This window comes from Acutalibacter muris, from assembly GCF_002201475.1.
GTDB classification, from domain to species: Bacteria; Bacillota; Clostridia; order Oscillospirales; family Acutalibacteraceae; genus Acutalibacter; species Acutalibacter muris.
In genome coordinates this window covers 2,172,601-2,195,619 of the sequence record NZ_CP021422.1, presented here as the reverse complement: position 1 = coordinate 2,195,619, position 23,019 = coordinate 2,172,601, and the positions used below count along the sequence as shown (strand labels likewise).

General features: G+C 50.0%; 25 protein-coding genes and 2 pseudogenes. 10 read left to right on the top strand and 17 right to left on the bottom strand.

Annotation, left to right across the window (positions count from 1 at the left end):
* Nucleotides 1-159: 159 nt before the first annotated feature.
* Complete coding sequence (locus ADH66_RS11250) at nucleotides 160-975, top strand: integrase DNA-binding domain-containing protein (RefSeq protein ID WP_066540818.1); 816 nt, start codon at nucleotides 160-162, stop codon at nucleotides 973-975.
* On the opposite strand, the gene ADH66_RS11245 is transcribed toward ADH66_RS11250, so the two are convergent.
* Nucleotides 876-1,805 carry a ParB/RepB/Spo0J family partition protein gene (locus ADH66_RS11245; RefSeq protein ID WP_066540820.1) on the bottom strand — a complete coding sequence of 310 codons (930 nt, stop codon included), beginning with the start codon at nucleotides 1,803-1,805 and terminating at the stop codon, nucleotides 876-878. The two genes, ADH66_RS11250 and ADH66_RS11245, sit on opposite strands and share 100 nt — an antisense overlap.
* 68 nt (nucleotides 1,806-1,873) lie before the next feature.
* On the opposite strand from ADH66_RS11245, the gene ADH66_RS21330 reads away from it, so the two are divergent.
* Complete coding sequence (locus tag ADH66_RS21330; RefSeq protein WP_257789513.1) at nucleotides 1,874-2,008, top strand: hypothetical protein; 135 nt, start codon at nucleotides 1,874-1,876, stop codon at nucleotides 2,006-2,008.
* 153 nt (nucleotides 2,009-2,161) lie between these two features.
* Here the strand turns inward: ADH66_RS21330 and ADH66_RS11240 are convergent, their stop codons facing one another.
* From ADH66_RS11240 to ADH66_RS11210, 7 genes are all read right to left on the bottom strand, one after another.
* Complete coding sequence (locus tag ADH66_RS11240; RefSeq protein WP_066540823.1) at nucleotides 2,162-2,623, bottom strand: RNA polymerase sigma factor; 462 nt, start codon at nucleotides 2,621-2,623, stop codon at nucleotides 2,162-2,164.
* A 302-nt stretch (nucleotides 2,624-2,925) separates the two neighbouring features.
* Complete coding sequence (locus tag ADH66_RS21795) at nucleotides 2,926-3,045, bottom strand: cyclic lactone autoinducer peptide (protein ID WP_084384525.1); 120 nt, start codon at nucleotides 3,043-3,045, stop codon at nucleotides 2,926-2,928.
* Nucleotides 3,038-3,628, bottom strand: coding sequence for an accessory gene regulator B family protein (locus ADH66_RS21790; protein WP_066540825.1), 591 nt, complete (start codon nucleotides 3,626-3,628; stop codon nucleotides 3,038-3,040). Before ADH66_RS21790 ends, ADH66_RS21795 begins: the two co-directional genes overlap by 8 nt.
* 83 nt (nucleotides 3,629-3,711) lie before the next feature.
* Nucleotides 3,712-4,074 carry a GHKL domain-containing protein gene (locus tag ADH66_RS11225; protein WP_066540827.1) on the bottom strand — a complete coding sequence of 121 codons (363 nt, stop codon included), beginning with the start codon at nucleotides 4,072-4,074 and terminating at the stop codon, nucleotides 3,712-3,714.
* 141 nt (nucleotides 4,075-4,215) lie between these two features.
* Nucleotides 4,216-4,431 carry a hypothetical protein gene (locus ADH66_RS20665; protein WP_207652983.1) on the bottom strand — a complete coding sequence of 72 codons (216 nt, stop codon included), beginning with the start codon at nucleotides 4,429-4,431 and terminating at the stop codon, nucleotides 4,216-4,218.
* 620 nt (nucleotides 4,432-5,051) lie between these two features.
* On the bottom strand, nucleotides 5,052-5,771 hold the full coding sequence (locus ADH66_RS11215) for a LytR/AlgR family response regulator transcription factor (protein ID WP_066540832.1): 720 nt from the start codon (nucleotides 5,769-5,771) through the stop codon (nucleotides 5,052-5,054).
* Nucleotides 5,759-6,280: a hypothetical protein gene (locus tag ADH66_RS11210; protein WP_066540834.1), complete on the bottom strand. Its 522-nt coding sequence runs from the start codon at nucleotides 6,278-6,280 to the stop codon at nucleotides 5,759-5,761. The genes ADH66_RS11215 and ADH66_RS11210 overlap by 13 nt, the downstream gene beginning before the upstream one ends.
* Before the next feature lie 136 nt (nucleotides 6,281-6,416).
* Here ADH66_RS11210 and ADH66_RS11205 point away from each other — a divergent pair, with 136 nt between their 5' ends.
* The 4 genes from ADH66_RS11205 to ADH66_RS21495 all read left to right on the top strand — a co-directional run bounded on the left by ADH66_RS11205 (nucleotide 6,417) and on the right by ADH66_RS21495 (nucleotide 10,079).
* Nucleotides 6,417-6,761 carry a helix-turn-helix domain-containing protein gene (locus tag ADH66_RS11205; protein ID WP_066540836.1) on the top strand — a complete coding sequence of 115 codons (345 nt, stop codon included), beginning with the start codon at nucleotides 6,417-6,419 and terminating at the stop codon, nucleotides 6,759-6,761.
* A 409-nt stretch (nucleotides 6,762-7,170) separates the two neighbouring features.
* A complete protein-coding gene (locus ADH66_RS11200) occupies nucleotides 7,171-7,629 on the top strand; it encodes a hypothetical protein (protein ID WP_066540838.1) in 459 nt (152 codons plus the stop codon).
* Nucleotides 7,630-7,904: 275 nt separating this feature from the next.
* Entirely contained in the window at nucleotides 7,905-8,906 is a 1,002-nt protein-coding gene (locus tag ADH66_RS11195) for an FtsX-like permease family protein (RefSeq protein WP_207652982.1), read from the top strand.
* Nucleotides 8,907-8,987: 81 nt separating this feature from the next.
* Entirely contained in the window at nucleotides 8,988-10,079 is a 1,092-nt protein-coding gene (locus ADH66_RS21495; RefSeq protein WP_330397534.1) for a hypothetical protein, read from the top strand.
* Nucleotides 10,080-10,113: 34 nt separating this feature from the next.
* Here the strand turns inward: ADH66_RS21495 and ADH66_RS11185 are convergent, their stop codons facing one another.
* Entirely contained in the window at nucleotides 10,114-10,491 is a 378-nt protein-coding gene (locus tag ADH66_RS11185; protein WP_066540844.1) for a type II toxin-antitoxin system HicB family antitoxin, read from the bottom strand.
* A 26-nt stretch (nucleotides 10,492-10,517) separates the two neighbouring features.
* Complete coding sequence (locus ADH66_RS11180) at nucleotides 10,518-10,694, bottom strand: type II toxin-antitoxin system HicA family toxin (RefSeq protein ID WP_066540846.1); 177 nt, start codon at nucleotides 10,692-10,694, stop codon at nucleotides 10,518-10,520.
* An 80-nt stretch (nucleotides 10,695-10,774) separates the two neighbouring features.
* On the opposite strand from ADH66_RS11180, the gene ADH66_RS11175 reads away from it, so the two are divergent.
* Nucleotides 10,775-12,028: a phage portal protein gene (locus tag ADH66_RS11175; RefSeq protein WP_066540850.1), complete on the top strand. Its 1,254-nt coding sequence runs from the start codon at nucleotides 10,775-10,777 to the stop codon at nucleotides 12,026-12,028.
* Nucleotides 12,029-12,353: 325 nt separating this feature from the next.
* Here ADH66_RS11175 and ADH66_RS11170 read toward each other — a convergent pair whose 3' ends face one another.
* Nucleotides 12,354-13,484 (bottom strand): hypothetical protein, encoded by a 1,131-nt coding sequence (locus ADH66_RS11170; protein WP_066540852.1) that lies wholly within the window; start codon nucleotides 13,482-13,484, stop codon nucleotides 12,354-12,356.
* A 278-nt stretch (nucleotides 13,485-13,762) separates the two neighbouring features.
* On the opposite strand from ADH66_RS11170, the gene tnpB reads away from it, so the two are divergent.
* The 3 genes and pseudogenes from tnpB to ADH66_RS21780 form a co-directional block, all read left to right on the top strand.
* Nucleotides 13,763-14,797, top strand: coding sequence for an IS66 family insertion sequence element accessory protein TnpB (gene tnpB, locus ADH66_RS11165; RefSeq protein ID WP_084384527.1), 1,035 nt, complete (start codon nucleotides 13,763-13,765; stop codon nucleotides 14,795-14,797).
* 159 nt (nucleotides 14,798-14,956) lie between these two features.
* Nucleotides 14,957-16,211: pseudogene (gene tnpC, locus ADH66_RS21785) on the top strand (IS66 family transposase).
* An 18-nt stretch (nucleotides 16,212-16,229) separates the two neighbouring features.
* Nucleotides 16,230-16,445: pseudogene (locus tag ADH66_RS21780) on the top strand (transposase domain-containing protein); the annotation flags it as partial.
* A gap of 434 nt (nucleotides 16,446-16,879) precedes the next feature.
* Here the strand turns inward: ADH66_RS21780 and ADH66_RS11145 are convergent.
* From ADH66_RS11145 to ADH66_RS11120, 6 genes are all read right to left on the bottom strand, one after another.
* Nucleotides 16,880-17,143, bottom strand: coding sequence for a HepT-like ribonuclease domain-containing protein (locus ADH66_RS11145; protein ID WP_084384528.1), 264 nt, complete (start codon nucleotides 17,141-17,143; stop codon nucleotides 16,880-16,882).
* An 82-nt stretch (nucleotides 17,144-17,225) separates the two neighbouring features.
* Nucleotides 17,226-17,603, bottom strand: coding sequence for a nucleotidyltransferase family protein (locus ADH66_RS11140; RefSeq protein WP_157130709.1), 378 nt, complete (start codon nucleotides 17,601-17,603; stop codon nucleotides 17,226-17,228).
* 12 nt (nucleotides 17,604-17,615) lie between these two features.
* Entirely contained in the window at nucleotides 17,616-20,171 is a 2,556-nt protein-coding gene (locus ADH66_RS11135) for an ABC transporter permease (protein ID WP_066540859.1), read from the bottom strand.
* Nucleotides 20,168-20,854, bottom strand: a complete 687-nt coding sequence (locus ADH66_RS11130; protein ID WP_066540861.1) for an ABC transporter ATP-binding protein — start codon at nucleotides 20,852-20,854, stop codon at nucleotides 20,168-20,170. The genes ADH66_RS11135 and ADH66_RS11130 overlap by 4 nt, the downstream gene beginning before the upstream one ends.
* A gap of 84 nt (nucleotides 20,855-20,938) precedes the next feature.
* Complete coding sequence (locus tag ADH66_RS11125; protein ID WP_066540863.1) at nucleotides 20,939-21,892, bottom strand: sensor histidine kinase; 954 nt, start codon at nucleotides 21,890-21,892, stop codon at nucleotides 20,939-20,941.
* Nucleotides 21,889-22,551: a response regulator transcription factor gene (locus tag ADH66_RS11120; RefSeq protein WP_066540865.1), complete on the bottom strand. Its 663-nt coding sequence runs from the start codon at nucleotides 22,549-22,551 to the stop codon at nucleotides 21,889-21,891. Before ADH66_RS11120 ends, ADH66_RS11125 begins: the two co-directional genes overlap by 4 nt.
* Nucleotides 22,552-23,019 lie beyond the last annotated feature (468 nt).

The following is a 23,019-nucleotide window of genomic DNA, read 5'->3' as shown; positions in this document are numbered from 1 at the left end:
AAGAAACCCGGCTATGATAAAGCCATAACTACAAAGGGAGGGATCAAAATTCAATCCACAATGCCCGTTTGTAATACCGCTGGGGAATCAGGTATTTATTGTCCGGGAGAAATTAGATACCTATATCAAGGGTAAAAAGCATATTTAGGAGGGTGACTTATGGCTAAGGAAAAGAGAAAGGATAAATCAAGAGTAGTTCTTCGTACCGGAGAATTACAAAGAAGCAACGGTACTTACCAATACTCGTGGATGGACGCAAACAAAAAGAGGCGTTATGTCTATGCGAGGAACTTAGACGATCTTCGTGCAAAGGAAGAACAGATTGCAAAAGATAAAAGCGATGGCATTAAGACCGAAGCCCGCTATACTACGGTAAATGAACTTTTTGATTTGTGGAAAGTTTTGAAACGAGGATTGAAAAACAATACCTTTGAAAATTATAAATATATGTATGAGACTTTTGTTCGTCCAAATATCGGAAAACAGCGTATTTCAACTCTGAAAAAATCTGATGTTAAGCGGTACTATAATTATCTTGCCGACAAAAGAGGATTAAAGGCTTCTACGATTGACAGTATCCATACCGTGCTTCATCAGATTTTGGATATGGCGGTTGATGATGATTACATTCGTAACAATCCGCCTGACAATGTATTGAGAGAGCTGAAAAAATCCCATGTTTTCAAGACGGAAAAACGCAGGGCATTAACACGACCTGAGCAGGATTTGTTTCTTGACTATCTGAAGAACACGCCAAAAGCACAAAACTGGTATCCGATATTTGCGGTAATGGTCGGTACGGGATTACGAGTTGGCGAAGTAACTGGACTAAGATGGTGTGATGTTGATTTGGAAGAAGGCGTTATTGATGTTAATCACACTTCTATGTCTTGCAAGAGCTTCTCAATCTCTGTGACAACTCCCGCAAAGCGTTTCTTGATGTACTCTAGCTGCTCCCGGTTCACCTGTGGATAGGCCACGGTACACATGGGCGTACTGTACCAGGAGAAATTGTGATGAAAGTCGTCGATGAAACCGTCCATGCCTGCCAGGAGAGTATCAGCAGTATACGTTGCGTCCTTGTTGGGGTTTTTGAGGTCGGCAACGGATTCCTCGAAAGTGGCGTAGCGTTTGCCGCCCAAGGAGTAGGGTTTTTTGTACTCGTCCACAGAACGGATTTCACCTGCCGCAAGCTGAGTGGCGGCTTCTTCCTGCTGGGGCGGCTCCAGGCGGGAGAGCTTGAGAGCGTCCGCTTTTGTAATGTCAGTTCCAGAGTTTCGGATGATATCTTTAGCCTCTGGCGTTAGATTTTTAGCAGTCTGGACTTGCCTGCGGACCGTACTTTCGTTTACGCCTAACTTTTCTGCGGTATCTTGAACAAATGATTTTGAGGTCACAGGCATTTTGCACGTGACCTCGTTGCCGTGCTGATTTCCACGGAAAGGCCCTCCTTCTTTTGTAGCCTTAGTTTCCGGGTGCAGTTCCTCATAAATCTCTTTGCGTCGGAGCAGCAGGTCGCCAAACTCAATGGGCGATAGGTTCACGCGCACAAAGTTCTCGTCGATCTCAGCCAACTCAGCTAATAGGCCGGATAAGTCACTGACGGTACATTCAATTTCCGTCCACCCCAGCACCTTTGCGGCTTCCAGCCGGTGGAGACCGGCAATCAGGGTATGGTCAGGAGCGACGGTTATGGGGTTGAGCAGTCCAATTTCTGAAATGCTCTTTGCAAGGTCATTTATCTCCTTGCTCTCAACCTCCCGTCTGCCGGGATTAACTTTAATTTTGTTAATGGATACAAGCATAGGCGCTCATCCTCTCTGTTATGTTCTCCCATGATATAGGGTGCAGCACGAAAACCATCGTTGGCACGATGCGCGATACATTTATATCCCCCTTTGACCCTGCGGTACGGGATTTGCGGGTGCTCCACTACGCTTCGGACAGTGCCGGGGCCGGTCAACAGCCAGGGGGCGCTCGTGCCTTTGAGGTTATCTTTTTGCGGTAACTGGATGTTACCGCAGGCAGTCTTGGCGGCTGGACTGTGGTGCAGTGGGGCGGTGTTTGGGTGCTGCTATGAATATTTCAAGGTCCAATAACGGAAAAGTGTTGATACCCCTCCATAGTCTTTAGGAACAAAGGCAGAGTTTTTTCAAAGAAATCATGAGTTTTTTTCGAGATATTCTTTCAGCTTCCTCAACACCTTTTTCTTGCGATAATAAATCGTGCCTACCGCAGTATGGAATAGCTGGGCCACTTCCCTTTCTGTTTTTTCCAGGTAAAACAGTTCTTGAACCAGCCGACGTTCTTCATCCGGCAGTTTGTCAAGTGCTTTATCCAGCAAAATGAGTAGTTCAATATCATCGACCTTATCATCAGGAGAAGGAGCTGATGTGTCAGGAAACTGAAGCCCACACTCTGTCAACCGCTCCAGAGAATCTTCTTTGCTGGGAGTGACTTGTACCGTTTCATTTTCCTGGTTGGCGACAAACTTCTCCTGCTTGAGCTTGCCCATAAAGTATTTCTCTTTCTCGGTATAGTGCCAATAGGCGCGGTAGACTTCCTCCGACACCTCAATTCTTTCATTGCCAACAGTTATGTACCATTTTTTCTGTTCGTTCATTTCTATTCCTCCAGGATTTGAATTTGTCGAAAATCAAATCCCGGAGGTGGTGAACGTGGGCCAAAGGGCCAATGAACTTGCTTAAAAGCATCAGTTGATACTCTTATGAGTCCAAATGGGCAAAAAAATAAAAGAGATATGAAAAAATCATATCTCTTTTCACGGCAAACTATTTTTGGGCATACCTCTATGCTGGCAGAAAAGATTTTTGCAGCGAAAGAGGCGGTGCTATAATACATATGGATTCATCTCAAAAGAAAAGCCAGTCAGGTGTGTCTCCTGACTGACCATTTCTGTTGAGCTTACTTCTGGAGCTCTTCGGGGACTTCGGGCTCATAGCCACACCCATTGGAAGTGAGCCCAGCACCCAAGTTCGCAAATGCCTCAATAATAGAGGCGATTGCTGCCCATACACTATTCATACTTATTTCTCCTTTCCTTTATTTTAGGGACTATCATCAATACGGCTACAGCCGTCATTGTGGTCGAGCCCATACAGACTATCTGTAGCATAAATGAGAAGAAGTAAGCCACCAATAAATATAGCCCCTCACACGTTGTGAATATCAAAGCGATATTTCTGTTTTTTTGATATGACGCATCAGATATCAGATGGTTATTATTCTTTATAGGAGCTAACGCAAAAACAACTACCATAGAAAGAAGTATCATGACTGGGCAAACAAAGGTAACCCCGAGTGTTTCAATCATATGCGCCGTGCCCAAACAAGCCAGGTACACTCCATTACTGAGAATGAAACAATGTCCATATGTTTTCGCGTGGTAGCCTCCAGAAAAAAGTCTGATACTGACAAATATAAGGCTAAAGGTGATGGAAGTATTCACCGCTCCGCATAAACACGACAAAATAAACACGGACCCCATTACTGCCAAGGACGAAAGAGACAGTTCAAATCCGTAAATGTAAACCGCCCCATGAGCCTGAGCTGTTGGAAACTTGGATAAAAGCCTGTCTGTTAATGCGGTAGCGCAAGCGTTTAGCATAACGAGCCCCTCCCTTTCATGCGATTATTATAGCAGAAAAGGAATTAAAAACGGATTTTTGTCTAAGAGGTATCGAAGTTTGTCTAAAAAGGGTTAAGGCACACGAAGGCAGTTGAAACAAAGTAGTGGTCTTGGTAAGAACTTCGGAGAGCGCCACCATATTTCTTTGCTGTATCTGCTATGTTTTGCAGGCCAAGTCCATGGAGCTCTTGGGAGTCCGCTTTGGTGGTTTGTAAATTGGGGTTAGATATGAGCGGGTCAGCATCCACATAGTTTTCTACTCGGAAAAAGAGGGTGCTGTCATTCTTGACCCATATCTTAACACTGACATTTCTTTTAGTGGTATCAGACAACTGCTGGCTGGCCTCGAAAGCGTTGTCAATTTGATTGGACAAAATTGCGCAAATATCAACTTGGTCAATTTCGATTGGATGGGGTAGCTCCACGGAATACTGGAAAGGAATTGACAGAGTCTCTGCTTCAGCAGCCTTGCAGTTTATAACCGCATCGATAATGTTGTTCCCGCTTATGCAGAAATGCTTTTCCGCATAAGATGTCTTTAGAAGAGAGTGGGTATATTGGGCGGTTTAATCCGCATGTTCCTGGCTGGCTAAAACTTCCAGGGCCTTGATGTGATGGTTGAAGTCGTGAATCCTCCGTGCGATTTCCTTTCTATTAGCGTATAGCTCCTGGTAGTTCAGCGCAATCAGCTGATTTGTGCTGCGTAGAAGCTCTGCCTTCTGTTTTTCTTCCTGGTAGTTGTCATTGATAAGCAGCAGAGCAATTACTGCAAATACACACAAACACGAAAAAAAGCAGGAAAACATGATGGCGTTCTGCATAGCCAGTATGGACTGGCTCATAATTAGTGCTATCAATATATTCAAGACGGCAAATACAGAAATACTTGTACAAAGAAGCACGACTCTTTGCTTGCGGTGGAGTTTTTGAAGTTCGGGCATAAAACGCCAGAAAAGCACTAATAGAAGTATACAAATCCCCTTATTTACAGCTAAGTATAGGCATCGCATTGGACTGGGATTTATCAGCGCCAGGAAAGAGTTTGTGTCAGTAATAGGGGATTCAGTTATCATGCAAAAGATAAATAAGCAAATATAATCAACTGCACTCACAACGAGAATGCTAATCACTGCCGCTGTAGAGCGAAGCAGTAGAGAGCCCTTTGAGGTGAAATAGGTTGATAGCACAATAAGTGTGACCGCAATACCAAGTGTAACAAACGAAAAAGTAGAGAGTAAGTTCAAGACTGTGATTACTACGGTATATATGAAAGCAAAAAGAAAAATTAGTAACTTGTGTCTTCGCCCTAAATATCGTTCACATGATATATGAGTAACAGTACACAGCATAATTACCCCTTCAATAGTAGTTGCTGCAATTTCAACAAGTCCGTATACTCTCGTCATGGCTTTTCACCCCATACTTGAAGGATAGTCGATTTTACCCCCGGCAGCATTTTCCGGCTAATTGGGAGATTTTCATCGGAGTCCATTTTTATGAAAGATTCCGAAAGCTGCTGAACATGATCCAGATTGACAAAACAGCTACGGCTTATAAATACGAACCGTTCATCACTTACTTTCTCGAAAACCTCTTTTATCCCGCGTCCGGTATTGATTATTCCCTGGCGGGAGGTGTGAATTTCCAGATAGCGCATAGCTCTTTGAACGTATAAAATTTCATCATATGGAACTCGGACGATATCATGGTAGTATGTAACGGTAAGATACTTTTTTTCTGATTTTTCAGTCTCGTCCAATGCCGCATCCAGAGCCTCTGTCAGTTCATCCTTCAGACTGAGCTTCGACACATATCTCAGAGCATCGACTTTGTACCCTTCTCTTGACATTTCAACATGAGAGGTCAGGAACAAAATCGGGGCGAGGGGTTGAGAGCCCTTGATTCGCTTGGCAAGGGAAAAACCGTCTATGCCCGGCATTTCCACGTCCAGTAAGTAGATGTCAAAAACTGAACCGTCCGTGATTTCGTCCTGCAATGAGGAGGGGTCCGTAAAAGTATGGAACTGAAAAATCAGTTTTTTCCTTTTGGCGTACTGTTGTAGAAGCTCGCTGATTTTGTCAATAAATACAATCTCGTCGTCACAAATTGCTACATGATACATTTGCAATTTCCTCCTTGGTCTGATTTGGAATCTGTGTATGTGTACTTGAATGAACGCCTGCGGTTGATGTCCAGAAAGACGCTCTGTTCTTTGGAGATCAGCAGCATATATGGGTAATCAGGAGATTTTGGGTTCCGGGGGTTCAGATTGCTATGATATACATGTACCCCAATAAGGTGGGAAAGAATCTTTGCCCTAATATCCTCCAGGACTTCCTGTATAGGGGCTGTGTGGTACTTAGTCGCGGTCCATCGGGGAATCATCGCATGTATCGAGTTCAGGGATAGATCATGTAATGGCTGTGAGGGCGGAACAACAGAAAGAAGTGCCGCCAAATCGTCTTGCGTATATTCTTTGATTCGTGAGAAGTGATAAAGTGTTTCATACAAATCGTAATCGCAAGATAGTAACAATCGGAGCAGCTCTGACGTTCCTATTGGCAGGGCGCTGCTATTTCTGAGAGCTATACATTTGGTTACAAATTCGGTTAAATTGCTTTTCATTGTCATTTATGCAAATTCCTCCTTATTTAGGCAGATAACACTATTATAGAAGAAACTTGCGCATTTGTAAAGTGAATAGGCGTTTGTACAATGGAGTTTTTGGCTCCTTTTTGGTAGAATAGTACTGAAAGGAGGGCAGCATATGGATTCAATAGGCAGAAAGATTCGCGAATTGAGAAAAATAAGGAACCTTACGCAGGAGCAGCTTGCGGAGCGGTGCGGGGTATCTCTATCTTGCATTTCTAGATGGGAAAATGATGTACTGCATCCTACTGCTAAGAATATCGAATCTTTATCCAAAGCACTGAGCGCAAATATAACGGAATTATTCCCTTCATATGCTGTTCAACCCTCAGAAAGCTTGATTGTGCGGGAGATAGTCTCGATTGTGGAGCGAATGACGGAACCCGAGCAGAAGTTCGTACTTGAAACCTTGATTCACTACCAGGAGGTTCGAAATTCTCTTACTAAAGACAGTATAACATAGTTTTTCTTTTTTCACCATATATGTCTAAATGGTGGGAAAGTTTATCGAAATGAAATCTTTTCAGGAGCAGAGTGCTGCTCCTGATTTTTTAGACAAACTTTGATACGGCTTGGACAGATTTTTGTTTTAATTAGAAAGATATGCTAAAATAGCAATAATGAATCCCATTACAAAACTCCAATTTGGGCTTTTGTCGTATTGATAGGGATTTAGGATGTGTAAAATATCTGCTCATGAATGCACGGCAAGCATTTATGATACGATTGGTGGATTGCCGACGCCAATCAAGTTCAAACCTGCGGATAGGTAGATTGATCGACTACGTTTCCATCTCCAGAGAGTTTGCAGGTAGCGGTTACTGCAGTAGGTGAAAAACCGGAGACATCAATATAATCAAGGAGGATTCAAAATGAAGAAGGCTAAGAGGTTTTTATCTATTTTGCTGGCAGCGATTATGGTTCTCTCTGTGTTTGCCATGTCTGCTTCGGCCTATGACAGCACCAACACTTTTAAGCGTGACCTCAGTAAGCCATACTCCATTTCTGGTACGCATCAGGATATGGAGTACCAATTTGACTATGGCGTGAACAAGATTTGGTCACAAACCAAAATTCAGGCAGGTATGGGTCCTGCTGAAGGCAAGGCTTATACGGCGTTCGTACCTAGGCAATGGTTCGGACTCAGCGGTAAACAGCACCAGAAGGCATCGTATAACAAGGACTCCAAAGGTTATATTACGGTAAAAGCAGTGTCTGGCGAAAGCGGTGATCCAAATGGAAAAGCCGACGGAGAGGCTAATACTGTGATGCATTCTGGCTACACAAATGTGACCATTGACTGGCGTGTCGATAGGAAGTATGAGCGCTAATATTTTGCGCAATCTGCCAAAAGGTATTTTTACAGACAGAAACTATACCGCCTGTAGGAAACCTGCAGATATATATTTCCTTATGTGTTTACAAAATTAACGATTTAGAGGTGTGCAGGGGAAAACCACTTGCTAGAGTGCTTTCCCCTCACATTGTTGCTGAGAGTGTTATAATAACTGAACTATTTAAAGGGAGATGTATGTGTATCAATATAATGCGGTTGTCTCTTTATGAATTGAGAAAAAATATAACAAAAAATCCGCTTTTATGCTTCTTGTTTATTATCGGATCCGTACTTTCCTGCTTAATTTTCATTTATTACTATGGAAATAATTTTTCACAAAAACTCGGCGGCCATGCGTTAAACGAAGCATACAGAGGATTTGAATTACAATTGAAAAGAAAAGAAGATATTTCTGCATCCGACCTTACTGTTCTTGATAATTTCAAAATTGAGGAAGTTGAAGTGTCAACTGGCCTGGACCTCCCCCCTGAGTACAGGGAAAACCTCCCGGATCAAGTACTGCCAAGGATATGTGCTTATCGTGACAATTTCGAGAATGTCTCTTCCGGCAGTCCCATATTTGAGGAGAACAGTTTATCGGATAACCTGATAATTGTTCCAAAAGAACTTTCAAATCTTACAAGCATCCGGTTTAATGGTATTGAGTTTAGTGTGGCAGGGTATTCTTCATCCCCAGAGGTTTTCGTGGTGCCCATAGATGCTTACACTGATAATTTTCAGGCAGATACAATTTCATATCTATGCTTCGATCCTCTTTCGGACAAAGAGGTCAAAGAAGCGGAGTCCATTTTGAAGAATCGATTTCCTGCCGCGGCTGTTTTGTCCCCAAACAATGCAAAGGACATGGACAAAAAGGAAGACTCTGTTGCTTTTATTAAGGTGAGCATGCTCTATGTTACCTCGCTGTTCTCATTTCTGTTTTTGTTCAGATGTATGATAGACCAGAGTCAGCACGAGCTCACTATATATGCTCTGTTGGGAGCGAAAAAAATCACTATTATGAAGCTTCTCCTTTGGGAGGTGATTGTTTTGTCAGTGTCTGCTTTCCTGATAGCTCTTGCAATTCATATGATTTTTTACCAGTCATTCTTCTCTCAGATAAACATTATGGATAACATTGAGTATTCAGTAGGGGATTACGCATTTGTACTGCTTACAACATTGCTGCTGTCTGTATGTGCAGCTGTTCCATTTGCGTATACTTGCTGCCGTTCAACTGTCGCTCAGATGAAGCGCAATTATAATACATAGGAGAATGGAATGAAGAGATTACATCTTATATTTCAATTTTACAGGCATAACCCTATTTCGGTTCTTTTCCTCTTCTGCTTTATGACCTACTCAATTTTTAATATGGTGGATTTCATGGGGTGCTATGCTTTCGATATGTACTCTTTCCGACGCGCCGAACAGATGGGGCTAACGCAAGATGGCATCTATTATATGCCGACACACAAAGAGCAGAATAAAGATACAGTAAATTATGACGATTTGCTGGCCCAGGATTTTCCCGCCGTAGAGAGGATTATCAATCCCTTGGGATCATATACGGTGTTCCAGGACAGTGCAGTAAATGTTACTATATGCGAGCTCGCAACCCGCCAGTTTTTGCGTTGCGAAGATGAGGGGCGGTGGCTGCCCGATGAAGATATCCAAAACCCGGACGGCTCCGAAAATGTCGTCGTCAGTGGGTACCTTTTTCAGGATGTCCACGTTGGAGACAAAATAGAGTTGGAAGTCCGCAATTTGCGTGACAGGCCGGTAAAGTCCATAACGGCAGTGGTCATTGGCAAAGACACCGAGCCGTCATATAGTCTCGGACTCGGTTCCGGCGTGACCTCCGGCAATGAGGGTATCTCTTGGTTTGACTTATTCGATTCAGGAAGTCATAATGGTATATACCTCTCCGAGGGGGCTTTTCAGCGGATGTATGACTTTACGGAAATCTCAAAGGTTTCACACCGTATGCCCAATTCTCTGATTATCTTTGCTGACGGCTCCGGCAGTCAAGAAAGGCAGCAGGTGATGGAGTATGCCAGACAGAATGGGCATTACATCACATTTGAAGATATCACGTCCTATTCAAAAGCCGCGGCAAAACGTATTCTCTTGTCCGACCTCCCTTTTCCGCTTTTCCTTCTGTGCATATCCACTTTTTCAATGTTAGCTGTCGCCACATTCCTCACGGAAGTCCAGTTAAAGGAATACAAAATATACTATTTATGTGGCTGCAGCCGCATAAGCAGCTTTTTCAATTCCCTTATCCTGGTAGGCGGGCAGAGCTACAAGCTTGGGAGCCGCAGCCTGACCCGGGCTGACCTGGGGCTCCTGCGGCAGATGCGCAATGAACTGCTGGCCCAGGAGAACACCGGGGACGGGGGCTTGCTGCCGGGGACGGTGGCTGCTTTTTTTGAAGGAAGATAGAAAGCCGGACAGCTTGTAGCTGCCCGGCTCTTGCTTACGCCTGAATTTTTGTGATAAGGGCTTCCTGTAGAGCTTGGGAGAAATTGACCCCCATCGCCGTGGCCCGGTCGTTGAGCCAGGAGGGAATGGTGAGAGTCTTCTTCACGGCCCGAGTGTCCTTGTACTGGTCGATGGTGCAGGCCACTAGGGAGGTAAATCCATCCTCCGGGGTGATAGCTCCTATGTCGGAAGGTTGTGCAAGCGGTTTGCCCTGCTCCAGCAGAGTGAGCACATAAGCGGCTAACGCTTCCTGGGCCTCAGCCATCGTCTCGGGGAGGGTGTCGCCGAAGCTCTGGCAGCCGGGCAGGTCGGGGAACTCCACCCAATAGGCGTTATCTTCTTGATGAAAAACAGCGGGATAGACAAACATCATACAAGATACCTCCTTAAAGGATGGGACTATTTGAGCCCCGTGTCCTTTAGAATTTTGTTTAGCAAGCCTGTGGGAACATCTTTGCCGTGGAGGGGGAGCACGGTGGTGTCCTCCCCCTTTTGAAGAACATGGTGGCTTCCGTGTATCCTGACCACTTCCCAGCCGTTTTTCTTCAGAAGTTTCAGCAGGTCTTTGTCTTTCATGTTCTTCCCTCCTTGCAAGATTATTATAACACGTGCAACACGTATTGTCAATACTTTTCAGAAATAAAGTTGGTGATAAAATGAACATAATCGACCAAGTTGTAAGCTGGTTCAGCCCCCAGCGGGGCTTTGCCCGGCAGGCATGGCGAGACGCGCTACGCCACTACGACACCGGGGACGATTCCCGGCTCAACGCGAACTGGCGGGCTATCAACACCAGCGCGGAACAGACCGACCGCTACATCCGGGATACGGTACGCGCCAGAGCCCGCGACCTGGAGCGCAACTCAGATATGCTCAATGGGGTGATGGGAGCCTTCGTCCGCAATGTGGTGGGCGGGGGCTTTACTTTGCAGGCGGAGACCGGCAAGCCGGAGCTAAACCATGAGATAGAGAAGCTCTGGGCCCAGTGGTGTAAAAAGCGCAACTGCGACGTCACCGGCACCCAAAGCCTCAGTCAGATGCTGCGTATGGCCGTCCGCCGGAAAAAGGTGGACGGCGGTATGCTTTTCGTCAAGAGGTACACCGGGGACGGCCTTCTACTCTTCAAGCTCCAGGCGATGGAGGTGGACGAACTGGACGGCAGCACCATCGTGGCAAAGCACAAGGGCAACCGCGTGTGCGGGGGTATTGAGTATACCCCCTACAATAAGCCGGTGGGCTACTGGTTCCGGCAGTATTCCATCGATGGCATCACGTCCCCGGAGCCGGTGTATGTGGAGGCGAAGGAGGTTATTTTCTACTTCAGCAAGCGCAGGCCTTCCCAGTTGAGGGAAATGAGCGACATGGCTCCCACGCTGCCCCGGGTGCGGGACGCCAACGAATTTATCGTGGCAGAAAACGTCAAGCAGCGGATTTTTGCCTCCGTGGCGCTGTTCATCAAGAGGCTGAACCCCACCGGCCTGGGCCGCGCCGCAGGCGGGCAGACGGGAAAGACTTACTCCCGGCAGATGTTTACTCCTGGCATGGTCAACGAACTGAACGCGGGGGATGAGGTGGACATGATCAACCCCCAGGGTCAGGCTACCGATGCCGCTACCTACGTTAAACTGCTGCAAAGGCTTGTGTCCTCTGGTCAGGGGTTAAGCTATGAGGCCGTGGCCCGTGACATGAGCGGCAGCACCTATAGCTCCACCCGGCAGAATCTCATCGAGGACGGCATGACCTTTGCCGACGAGGTGGAACTGCTGGTGGAGGTGATCGACGAGATATCCGCTGCCAATCTCGATATACTCGTCATACTCACCATCGTCAAGCTGGCCCACCAATGGACAGTAGAACGTCAGCTTGACCGGCCCGGCGGCCTGGGTCATGGCCTTGATATCGTCGAATAACATTTCTTTGCTGAGATACTGGTTGTGGACGATATTCTGTTCCAAGTCTGTGAGAATTTCCTCTCTGGCGGTGCTGACAGCGAAGGCCACAGTGTTGGCGTCGGCCAGGGTGTCGTTCTTGCCGAACACCCGCAGCAGGCGGCTACCGATCTCGCTGTCGGAGGACAGCTTTACCTCTACATCCTTATCGTCATGGAGCAGAATGTTTTTCGGAGGCTTACTAATACCCGCCTCCCGCATATCGTGGTAGAGCTGATGAATGTCGGTGGGCAGTTCCCGCGCAAGGGCTGCCCCGGTTTTGTTGGTAATTTTGACTTTTATCATGCTAAATCCCCCTCATCGCAAGGTCCAGGTCATCATCTAAAATCATTTCCAGCGAACAGCCGCTGTCCATGCAGACGAAGCCTCCTTCCACAAACTGCCCCTCTCGATCCTCACTGATCTGATTGCCCAGGGCGTCAAAGTCGATATAGTCTGCCAACTCCGGCGAAGCGCGATACTCGCTGTCAAAACTGACAAAGTGATGGCCTACATCTTCGTCTGTTTCCGCGTCTTTGATGAACACAAAATCCTCCAGATGCCGGGCTATTCTCATGACCTCTCCGCTACTGGAAACGTCGGCATACTCCACGACCGCCGCCAGCTTTTCAAAGCCCTCTGTGGTTCTCGGAAATGCGTCAGCCAGTTCGTTTGCCACCCCGAGGCCATGCTCACACAGCATGGTTTCCAGATGCTGTATCCAGGTTGGAGCGTCCAGCATAAAATCCGTGAACGCCACCCGGCACATATCCGGGGACGGCGCTCCCATCCGCCGGGCGGCCTTGATGATGGCGAGTTCATCTTCCGGCAAGTACAGGTACTCGGTTTTGGGGCCGTACTCCATCTTTGCAACGGCGATAATGTCCCGGCGAGGTTCGCAGTAGGGAAAAGTTGCGCCGTGGTAGACTTCGCGGTACGGTACGTCCTCATTCGTGAAGAGCAGGCCGTAGGTGGTGGGAGTTCCATCTCCGCTGGTCAGCAGTTCGCGGCCTGCCTGCTCGAAGTCGAGGTTGTCAATTTCGGAAGCGGGCAGAGTCCCCATCTTATTGAGCAGATACTTCTTTCCCACAGCGGCCAGGTCGGTGACGTTTTGCACCAACGTGTACCTCTCCATATTAAAGGCGAGGTTAATAAGCGCTTTGAGGTCTGACGGTTGCTCCATCTGTACAATCGCCCAAAACTGGTCCTGCTCGTATGGGGTGAACCGATCCAGGCTTTTGGCGAGGAAGTTCAGTTCGTCCAGATCGATCTCCTTCCCATTCAGCATGGCCAGCGCCTCTGGAGACATATCGTCGGCGGTGACCTTGAAGGGCGCAGTGTGGAACGCCTTGACGAGCGCCTTTTGAATCTCTGCTTCGCGCAGGGGGAGGGTCAGCGTGGCCCGCATGGGGCCGTGCCAGATTTTTAGGGTTATCATAGGTTCAGCTCCTTCCTGAAATAAAAAAAGCCGGTCGCTTGTTTTCAGGGAAAGTTTCCAAGCGACCGGCTATGTATTTTTACGGCGAGAGGGCCGACGGATTATCTCCGCTGACCCTCTCGTTTTTCCTTATTCTGTTGTTGTGAGGGTTCGGTTCCTGCCGCAAAGCCAAAAGGCCAAATTTTCATCTGTAAGCGAAAAATAGATACGAACCTACGCAAGAAAAGAAGAAGGCGGTATAATGAAGGAGGGATGAAGAAAAACGAAGGATATAAGGAATGGGAACAGAGCACAAATGCCAGCGGTGTGGGAAAGAGTTTGAGCCGACCTGCCACAAGAGCCGCCAGAAGTTCTGTAGCGCGGAGTGCAGAATAAAATACCATAACGCCAAGAGGTATTATGGGGGCAAAGTGGACGTCTGTCCGGAATGCGGAGCCCCCGTGGAGCAGAGCGGAGAGCGCGGCCGTTGGAGGCGTTTTTGCAGCGACCGCTGCCGCCAGGAGTACCATAGAAAGCAGAGGCAGGAAAAGCAGCATGAGCAGGGACGAGGGAAACAGGTCTGCCCCAATTGCGGGGTAGAATTTGAACTGGACTGGAACTGCAAGACCCGGCGTTTTTGCAGCGACGAGTGCCGGAAAGAGTGGTGGAAGGAATATCGCAAGGCAAACCCGTCCAGGGAGCCGGGAATGCGCAGATGCGCGTTTTGCGGAAAAGAGTTCACCAGCGAAAGGTGGCATGGCGGGGAGTACTGCAGCCGGGAGTGTTATTTGCAGGCCATGGCACAGACGAGGGAGGATAGGGTCTGCGGCTGGTGCGGAGAGGGATTCAGCACGTTTGTCAAGTCAGAGCAGAAATACTGCAGCCGGGAATGCGCGGCAGCAGCCCGGCATGACCCTGGCCACAAACGGGGCATGAGGCGCATCCGGTACACCAACGCGGAGGATTGGAAGGAACAGCTGCATGAGGCCAGCAAAAAATCCCCACCCCCAAGACGGGGGAAAAGGGTATGGCTGGTGTGCGGGGAAACCAGCATGTATACGGGGCTGGACGGGCTGCTGGGGATCATCCGGTATCAACTGAACCACAGCCCCTATGACGGAAATCTGTACGTTTTTCGTGATTTGAGTGGCACCATGATAAAATATTTAGAGTGGGACGGGGCGGGTTTCTGCCTGAGCAAGCGCCGTGCCCAGAGCGGGAGCTACCCTTGGCCGCCAGCTGAAGCAGGAAAGGTATTGGAAATAACGGAGAAAGAATTTGAGTATTTAAAAAGCCGGTCAATTGTGCCATGCAAGGAGAAAAAGCCCAGGTAAAATGGGCTTTTTCTATTGCAGTTTTTCTTGTTTTTGGTATAATTAAGTTATGGAAAACACAGGGAAAAGCGCCGCGCAGTGGCAGGAAATCGTCAGCGAGAAGGACAAAGAAATAGCGGAGTTGCGCAAGCAGGTGGATTGGTTCAAAGGGCAGTTCAAGTGACTTGGGACGACAGGCCCAACGTCATTTGCAGCTCCAAACAATTTGGGCCGTCCAGCGAAAAGAGCGTAGAACTGGAGGAACAGACCTCGCTGTTCAATGAGCCGGAAACGCTGGCAGATCCTAAGGCAGCAGAGCCTGATTTAGAGCAGATCGTATACAAGAGGAAAAAGCAGGCTGGGAAACGGGAACTGGACTTTTCTAAGCTGCCAACAGAGCAAATTGTTCACGAGCTGCCAGAGGGAGAACAGGTTTGTCCGGTATGCGGCGGGGAGATGCATGCCTGCGGCCACGAGGTTGTTCGGAGGGAACTGCGGTATGTCCCGGCGCAGTACAAGGTAGTGGAGCACGTCCAGACGGCCTACAGCTGCCGGAATTGCGAGAAAAACGCGTTAGCCACGCCCATGAAAAAGAGCGAAGTCCCAGCGGGGCTCCTCCCTGGCAGCGGGATCGTTTCGCCCAGCCTGCTTGCGCACATTTTGAACAACAAATATGCGCTGGCATTGCCGTTGTACCGGCAGGAACAGGAATTTCAGCGGATCGGTGTGCCGGCAGACAATGGCAAACTGGGTGATCGCCACCCATGAGAGGTGGTTTGAGGATTTCTTCCAGCGTTTGCGCAGTGAACTGCTCTCTAACGAGATACTCCACGCGGACGAGACCACACTGACCGTGCTGCGGGAAGATGGCAGGAAAGCTACACAAAAAAGCTATGTGTGGGTCTACCGGACCTCTGGGGACAGTGAAAGGCCGGTGGTTCTGTATGACTACCAGCCCAGCCGGGCCGGGGAGCACGCCAAGGCTTTCTTGACGGGTTTCTCAGGATTCCTCCACACCGATGGGTATGAGGCCTACCATTGTAAGCTGCCGCCGGACATAACCGCGGTTGGGTGTTGGGCCCACATGAGGAGAAAATTCACAGATACTCTCAAAACTCTGCCCAAAGACGCGAGGGAAAAGCATCCGGCACAGACTGGATTGCGTTACTGCAACAAATTGTTTGAGCTGGAAGCTGGATACACGGAGAAAAGGCTCTCTTTCCAGGAGCGGTTCCAGGCAAGGAAAGAGTATTCTTTCCCCATAGCAGAGGAATTCTTTGCCTGGGCCAAAAATGAATATGACCGCAACCCCGTGCCAAAGTCTGCCTATGGCGCGGCGCTGACTTATGCCGTAAAGCAAAAAGAGTGGTTGATGCACGTGTTCCTGGATGGGCGCTTGGAACTGTCCAACAACCGTGCGGAGCGGGCTGAATAGTAACCTTGCGGTTACTATCGGCCCTTTGCCGTGGGCCGGAAGAACTGGCTGTTTTCCAACACGCCCAGAGGAGCCAGCGCCAGTGCAGTCGCTTATTCTATTGTGGAGACTGCTAAAGCCAACGGCCTGCGGCCTTTCCGGTACTTCCAGTTCTTATTGGAACGGCTGCCGGTAGGAACCTCTGCTGACGATTGCGCGCCTTGGAATGATGCGGCACAAGACTTGTGCCGATAACCAGTTGGCCAATTTAATGCATTAATTATTTCAAAGAGCGGCTCCTTATGGGAACCGCTCTTGCTTTTTTCCTTTTTTACGAGGGTTCGTATCTATTTTTCGCTTACTTACATCCACGTTTTCGCACTTTTGAAATCCAGGCTTTCGAGATGCAAAAAACCGCGTTAGTCACGCGGTTTTTTGCCCAAATATCTTTTTGGTTTTCTTAGGATGGCAGGGGCAGAAGGATTCGAACCCTCGGCACGCGGTTTTGGAGTGGATGTGGAAAAGACATGAGCGGACATATAACAGCCAGTTTTCCGCACGGTTGAGCCGTTTGTGTTTCCAAAACTCGCGTCCCGATAAGTTTTGATGATTTATTGATGATACCCCAAAATCTCGACCCCGAAAGATCGACGCTCAGCTCAAAATTTGTGCCGCTAAACAAAGAAAACTCAGAAAGGTTCATCCTTCAACTGCGCTTCACAAAAGGCCTCCAACTCTGGCACATCCTCCATAACAGTCACCCAGACCCGTTCCATATCCATAGCTCCGTAATCATGGGCAAACATATTCCGCATATTTTTGATTGCTCGCCAGTTAACGCCTTGTTCTTTTGACCGTGCCACAAAATCCTCTGAAAATCGGCCGGCCAATTCGCCAATTTGCAGCAGGTTCATACCGACAGAATCCGCATAATCCGAATCATCCGCAAACACCTAAAATGAATCTCCAAAGCGCTCCACGGTACGGTCGATTTTGTGGCAATACTGCAAGATATGCTCCAAAATCTGCCGGTCTTTACTGGGCAAGCTCATAAATCAGCACCTGATCCTTTCGCAGATTTTCCGTGAATACAATATTCGTTTCCTTGCCTAAAGTATTGGCGGTGACCATGTCTAGTCCTTTCCCAAGGGCCTCTTCAAAGTCGGCATATAGCGCGCCCAGAGCAAATAGCCCACGCAGGGCAGGAGCGTCCACGCAGAGGTCAACATCACTGGAGGGAGTGGCTTCGCCCCGGGCATAAGAGCCAAATAGATACACCTTGTTTACGCCATGCTTTTTTGCAGTTGGCGCAACGATACCTTTGATTTCATTGATTGTGTAAACCTTTCGCGTCATGGAGAATCCCCCCTTTGTGATTTCAGTATAGCATAAAAAAACGATAGCTTCAAGCACGATCCTTCCCCATCATTCCTCCCACTTCACCCGCTCGGTCAATGAAGCTTTAGTCGCCGCTCGGAAGGATAGTTCCGCTGTGACCCACCCGACAACAAACAGCAGGACCAGTATCCCCGCCGCGGGCAAGGATATCGCGGAAACTTTCACGTCGAATATCTGCGCCAGCAGCGCATAAGAGAGAGCCGACCCAACCGTAAACGCCACCAGGCCGAACAACCCGCCCACGCTGTTTTCATACAGCAGCATCCGGCGAAGTTGTGCGTGGGTCATGCCTACAGTCTCCAGCATGGCGAACTCCCGCCGCCGCAGTACCGTAGATGTAAGGGCGCTGTTCACCATGTTCAAAAGCCCAATTAGGAAGATGATTCCGCAAAGGCTGTAGCCGGTAAGCTGGATGGCCCCCAGCCGTTCCTGCAATGCTTTCATGTTGGTGAGCTTGCCGCCCACAAGATACTCGAAACTTGTGTCGCCGGAGCCCACGCCGCGCCCCTCAATCAGAGCCTGCACCTCTTCCAGAAGCGCGTCCGACCGGCCCTCTTTCGCGTTTACAAGTACCGTGAACGCCGGCGCGTTTGGGAACTCCCTCTCAAACACGCTCTCGGGCAGCAGGAAAAACATTTCCTCCACGCCGGCGGAGTTCGCCGTGAGTCTTCCGCAAATCTTTCCCAGCGCCGTCCAGAGACCGGAGGGCAGCTCCAGGTGAATAACCCGATAATCCTTGCTAAGGTTGTCTGAGGAGAGCGCGTCTCCGGAGGAAAGGCGCAGATTCAGATAGGCCGTCAGCCCATCGCTTTCCGTGGAAACACAGAATACGTGCCGGCCGTCGTACAGTTCCTCTCCGTCATAGTAAGCTGGATTGAGCCTGTCCTCCTGGGACACGATGATCTCCCGGCAGAGCTCGTCAGGGAGGGAGAGAACTGCGGCTTTTACACTGCCGGTGTCAAGAATATGCTGGTATTCCTTCCGCACAAAGTCGTATTCCGACCCCGTCATAAAGTCCCTGATTTCCTCCGCCAGCCCGGGGGTGATGTCCGCGTCAATCTGTTGGAAGCGCAGGAGCCGCGTTTCCTCCACGTTGTCAGAGCTGGCAAGGCTATCGAGGATATCCGGCTCCACCGCCACGAATTTTGAGATTTTTGTCAGCTCCTCGGGGATAAGGCCATTGCGGCCCCCGTCCCACAGCCCCAGCTCCACGTCAAACATCCCCAACTGTTTTCCGCCAATCATCGTGTCAATTTCCGTGAACGCACCCACTAATATAAACAGCAGCACGGACACCACCGCCGAGAGGGAAGTGACCAGCATCCGGCCACGGCTTCGACGCAGCCCCGCCATAGCCAGGCTTCTGGGGGAGGCGGGGGCTTCCCTGCGCTTTTCCTTTTTGGGAGCTTTGCTTTCCAGTTCAGCCGAAACCGACTGTATGGGCGTCATTTTCTTGATACGCGCCAGGGGCCGGAGCGCCGAGAAGAACAGCGTAAACAGCGTAAGCCCCCCGCTGAGCAGGACAATAATCGGGCTGAACCGATAGGGCAGCACCTCTCCGCTCATGCTCATAAACACAGGGGCGAGCAGCCGGAACCCAATGAAATATCCCAGCAGAAGCCCCACGGGCAGCGCCCCGCAGGCAATAAGCCCGGTCTGCATAAGGGTCAGCTTTTTCATCTGCCTATGGGTCATTCCGATGACCTTCAAGAGTCCGAAGGCGCGCATGTCCTGGGTCAGGGCGATGGAATAGACATTGTAGATGAGCAAAAACGCCGCAAAGAACAGCACCCCTATCACCAGGAGCATCATCAGGACAATATCCGGCTGGAGGAGGTTGCCCAAATCCGCACCCACATAGGCTCCGTTGATTTGGGTGCGCTGCTCCTCTCCCGGGACCTCCCATTGGGAAAGCCGCTCTGTCACCGCCTCCAGCCGCTGCTCTATCCCGAAGCTGCTGTGAAAGTTCATCATGACGCTCAGCTCCAATTCCTCCGCCACATGCTCCCCATACAGCGCTACCGCCGGGGGCGGCACGTCCGCGTCGCTGTGGTAGAAGCCGGAAACGATGTAGGTCCTCTCCAGCGGCTCCGCACTTATACTCATAATGGAAAATCGGACCTGATCGCCAATGGAATGCGTGGGGAACGCCTCCCGGCAGAGCAATATCTCCTCTCCTGTGCGGGGGAACCGGCCCGCGGTCAGCGTCATGAAGAAGTGTGGGAGAGCTTTCTCCATGTCCACAAAAACCACGCCAATTCCTTGCTTAACGTTATTGGTCTCTGCCGGCTCCTCCCAATGCACAGGGGCAGACGATACCAGAAAGGTTTCCGAAACCTCGGGGGCGCTTTGAATTTCCTCCCGCAAGGCTTCTCCGGAGATAGAATATCCCATATCAAAAATGGACGCGTGAAAATCGGAGCCAGATGCCAACATTTTGGAGAGCTGTACGGAATCCAAAGCGCAGTAGGCGAAGCTGATAACTGTCATGTACAGCACCGCCGTGAGCACCACCGCCACGGCAACGAACCCGGTGCGCAGCCGGTGAGATTTAATCTGCAAACGCGCAAGCCGGAAAATCATTTTGAGCCCTCCCCGCTGTCGGAAATAATGCGCCCATCCTCGATGCGGATGCGCCGGGCGGTCATCTGTGCCAGCTCCTCGCTGTGGGTTATCATGACAATGGTCTGGGACAGCTCCCGGTTGAGCTTTTCCAAAAGGAGCATGACCTCAAGGCTGGTCTTGCTGTCAAGGTTCCCTGTGGGCTCGTCGGCCAGGACGATGTGGGGCTTTGTGGCAAGGGCTCGGGCGATGGCCACTCGTTGCTGTTGCCCGCCGGAGAGTTGGGAGGGCAGGGCATACCTTTTTTCGTAAATGCCAAGGGTGGAGAGAAGCTGTTCGGTTTCCTCCGGGTCGGCTTTCAGCTTGTCCAACCCCAGGGGCAGGACAATGTTTTCCCAGACATTCAGCCCGGGGATCAGGTTGTAGCTTTGGAACACAAAGCCGATGTAGCGCCGTCGGAACACGGTGAGCTCGTCGGGCCTGAGGGAGTAGAGATCCGTGCCGTCGATGGTGACTGTGCCTTCTGTGGGACAGTCAATGCCCCCCACCAGGTGCAAAAGCGTACTCTTGCCGCTGCCGCTGGAGCCTACCACCGCCACAAATTCCCCCCGCTCTATGGACAGGGTAACGCTGTCCAGGGCCCGCAAGGTGTTGTCGCCGTTCCCATAAATCTTTGTCAGTCGATCCGTTTGTATCAGCATAATTTGTACCCTTTCTTTGATTTTTGCCTATTATAACAAACGAATCTTTCGAGACGGTAACGAAATCTTTCAGTTTTGAAAGATTCTCTATTCAGCGGGCAGAAAAATGCTGAATCGGCACCCGCCGCCCTCCAGGTTCTGGCAGAGTACCCGGCCCCCCTGTGCCTGCACGATCATCCGGCAGAGGGTAAGGCCAATCCCCACGCCGGAAGCGCCCCGGGTCATCTTGCCGCGATAAAACCTTTTCCAAATTTCCGGCAGCTCTTCCTCCGGTATACCGGGGCCCTCGTCGAGGACGTCTAGCCGGATGTATGTCTCATACCGTTGAGCCGCAACGGTAATTTTCGAGTTTTCCGGCGCGTATTTGACACTGTTATCCAGGAGCGCCCCCAATGCCTCTGCCGTCCAGCGCATATCAAGCAAAGCGGTCAATCCTTCGGGAATTTCTACGGACAGGACGATGCTTTTCCTCTCAGCTCCCGGCACAACGGCTGATAATGCCTGGGCTACCAATGTTTCCACCGATTCTTTCGTGGGATGCACATTCTCTTCAATAAGCCCACCCTCACAACGAGAGAGTTTCACTAAAGCGTCCAGGAGAAACTGTAGCTTGCTGGCCTGCTGGGCGATTGCCGCCGATTCAGCGGAAGGTGGTAATAATTCGGCGTACATCCGTGTAGCCGTCAACGGCGTTTTGCACTGGTGTGCAATGTCGGAGACCAGCGCGGCCAGGTTGCGGTAGCTCTGGGTAACACGCCGGTCCCGGGCCTCCTCCTGGCCGCGTTTCAGCCGGAGCTGCCGGGCCAGCGGGGCAAGGCCGCTTTCCCGGGCGGCAAAATCATCTTTCCCATCCAGCGCCTTCTGTACATCGTCCAGCAGCCTTTGCCTCCGCGTTTTCTCATACATCGCAAAGCCCACGGTGACAAGGCCGGAAAGTGCCGCATAGCAAACCGTGGGCCAGATGCTGCCCACATAAAGACTGTTCACGAGGCAGAACACCACTGTCAGAATGAGCCAAACAACGAGGAAAAGCAACGTCATGTTTTGTCACCTACCCACATATAGCCCAGTCCGTAAATGGTACTGATGCTTTTCTCACCTAACCGGCCCCGCAAGCGGCTGACTGTAACGGACAGGGCGTTTTCGTTCAGTTCCTCGCCGCCCTCCCAGAGAGCGTCGGTCAGGGCCGCCCGGGACAGCACATGGCCGGCGTTCTTCACCAGCACCGCCAGCAGCTTGCACTCTGTGGCGCCCAGATACACCCTCTCGCCGTCCACGGAAAAGTCCATCGCTCCGAAGTCGAACCGATACCGCCGGTCCACATACAGGTCGCTCCGCTTCTCCCTGCGTTCCAGCAGGGCGGCGATCCGCTCCCGCAGCACCATCAGGGAGAAGGGCTTTTTCACGTAGTCGCAAGCCCCGGCGCGGAAGGCGGCCACCTCATCGATCTCTGAGTCGCGGACGGTGAGGAAAATTACCGGGATCGACATTTTGCTCATGAGCTCGCGGCAGAAGTCGATGCCGTTGCCGTCGGGGAGGTTGCAGTCAAGGAGCAGCAGGTCAAACTGCTGAGCGTTCATACGCTGGGCGGCAGAGGCGAGGTCCTCCGCGCCCACCGCCTCCATCGTATCAGAGGCCAAAGACCGGCATAATCCAGCGCGAATCGCCTCGTCGTCCTCAATAATCAAAATTCGCTTCATGCGCGTATCCTCCCAGCTCCAGCGCAGCCTGTGTGTAATCCTGCAAAAGCATATATTTAAATTATAATCGTTTGGGTGAATAAAAGCAACGGTCGGTGGGGAATTCTGTGGGTTATTCTTTTAGCTGGCAGGCATGAGTTTACAACGAAAAGCCATTTAGAGCCAAATAAAAATAGCGTAATATGACCCAATTACCGTAAACTGTTGCCAGGCCAGATAAAGAGCAGGTATGCAGGACTATGAAAGATTATCCAGCATTAAAGGGTGCAGAAAACAGTCAGAAAGACAAGCAGGTTAAAGCGCGGGGCGCTGGTCCCCAGTGGGGACCGTCAAGCGCCGACCGAACCGACAGGTGAGACCTACCGCGCGGGTAACATCGGACGGCAGAGCCGACCGTTGGGGCAAATTGAGAGATTCTTCTTTCTGAAAATCAGGGTCGGTCAAGAAGACACAATTATGCGAGAGGAA

What these genes read in the sequence shown, in the direction of transcription:
- ADH66_RS11250 (WP_066540818.1), top strand. Translation starts at nt 160, where the DNA reads ATGGCTAAGGAAAAGAGAAAGGATAAATCAAGAGTAGTTCTTCGTACC.
- ADH66_RS11245 (WP_066540820.1), bottom strand. Translation starts at nt 1,805, where the DNA reads ATGCTTGTATCCATTAACAAAATTAAAGTTAATCCCGGCAGACGGGAG.
- ADH66_RS21330 (WP_257789513.1), top strand. Translation starts at nt 1,874, where the DNA reads ATGCGCGATACATTTATATCCCCCTTTGACCCTGCGGTACGGGATTTG.
- ADH66_RS11240 (WP_066540823.1), bottom strand. Translation starts at nt 2,623, where the DNA reads ATGAACGAACAGAAAAAATGGTACATAACTGTTGGCAATGAAAGAATT.
- ADH66_RS21795 (WP_084384525.1), bottom strand. Translation starts at nt 3,045, where the DNA reads ATGAATAGTGTATGGGCAGCAATCGCCTCTATTATTGAGGCATTTGCG.
- ADH66_RS21790 (WP_066540825.1), bottom strand. Translation starts at nt 3,628, where the DNA reads ATGCTAAACGCTTGCGCTACCGCATTAACAGACAGGCTTTTATCCAAG.
- ADH66_RS11215 (WP_066540832.1), bottom strand. Translation starts at nt 5,771, where the DNA reads ATGTATCATGTAGCAATTTGTGACGACGAGATTGTATTTATTGACAAA.
- ADH66_RS11210 (WP_066540834.1), bottom strand. Translation starts at nt 6,280, where the DNA reads ATGACAATGAAAAGCAATTTAACCGAATTTGTAACCAAATGTATAGCT.
- ADH66_RS11205 (WP_066540836.1), top strand. Translation starts at nt 6,417, where the DNA reads ATGGATTCAATAGGCAGAAAGATTCGCGAATTGAGAAAAATAAGGAAC.
- ADH66_RS11200 (WP_066540838.1), top strand. Translation starts at nt 7,171, where the DNA reads ATGAAGAAGGCTAAGAGGTTTTTATCTATTTTGCTGGCAGCGATTATG.
- ADH66_RS21495 (WP_330397534.1), top strand. Translation starts at nt 8,988, where the DNA reads ATGACCTACTCAATTTTTAATATGGTGGATTTCATGGGGTGCTATGCT.
- ADH66_RS11185 (WP_066540844.1), bottom strand. Translation starts at nt 10,491, where the DNA reads ATGATGTTTGTCTATCCCGCTGTTTTTCATCAAGAAGATAACGCCTAT.
- ADH66_RS11180 (WP_066540846.1), bottom strand. Translation starts at nt 10,694, where the DNA reads ATGAAAGACAAAGACCTGCTGAAACTTCTGAAGAAAAACGGCTGGGAA.
- ADH66_RS11175 (WP_066540850.1), top strand. Translation starts at nt 10,775, where the DNA reads ATGAACATAATCGACCAAGTTGTAAGCTGGTTCAGCCCCCAGCGGGGC.
- ADH66_RS11170 (WP_066540852.1), bottom strand. Translation starts at nt 13,484, where the DNA reads ATGATAACCCTAAAAATCTGGCACGGCCCCATGCGGGCCACGCTGACC.
- tnpB (WP_084384527.1), top strand. Translation starts at nt 13,763, where the DNA reads ATGGGAACAGAGCACAAATGCCAGCGGTGTGGGAAAGAGTTTGAGCCG.
- ADH66_RS11135 (WP_066540859.1), bottom strand. Translation starts at nt 20,171, where the DNA reads ATGATTTTCCGGCTTGCGCGTTTGCAGATTAAATCTCACCGGCTGCGC.
- ADH66_RS11125 (WP_066540863.1), bottom strand. Translation starts at nt 21,892, where the DNA reads ATGACGTTGCTTTTCCTCGTTGTTTGGCTCATTCTGACAGTGGTGTTC.
- ADH66_RS11120 (WP_066540865.1), bottom strand. Translation starts at nt 22,551, where the DNA reads ATGAAGCGAATTTTGATTATTGAGGACGACGAGGCGATTCGCGCTGGA.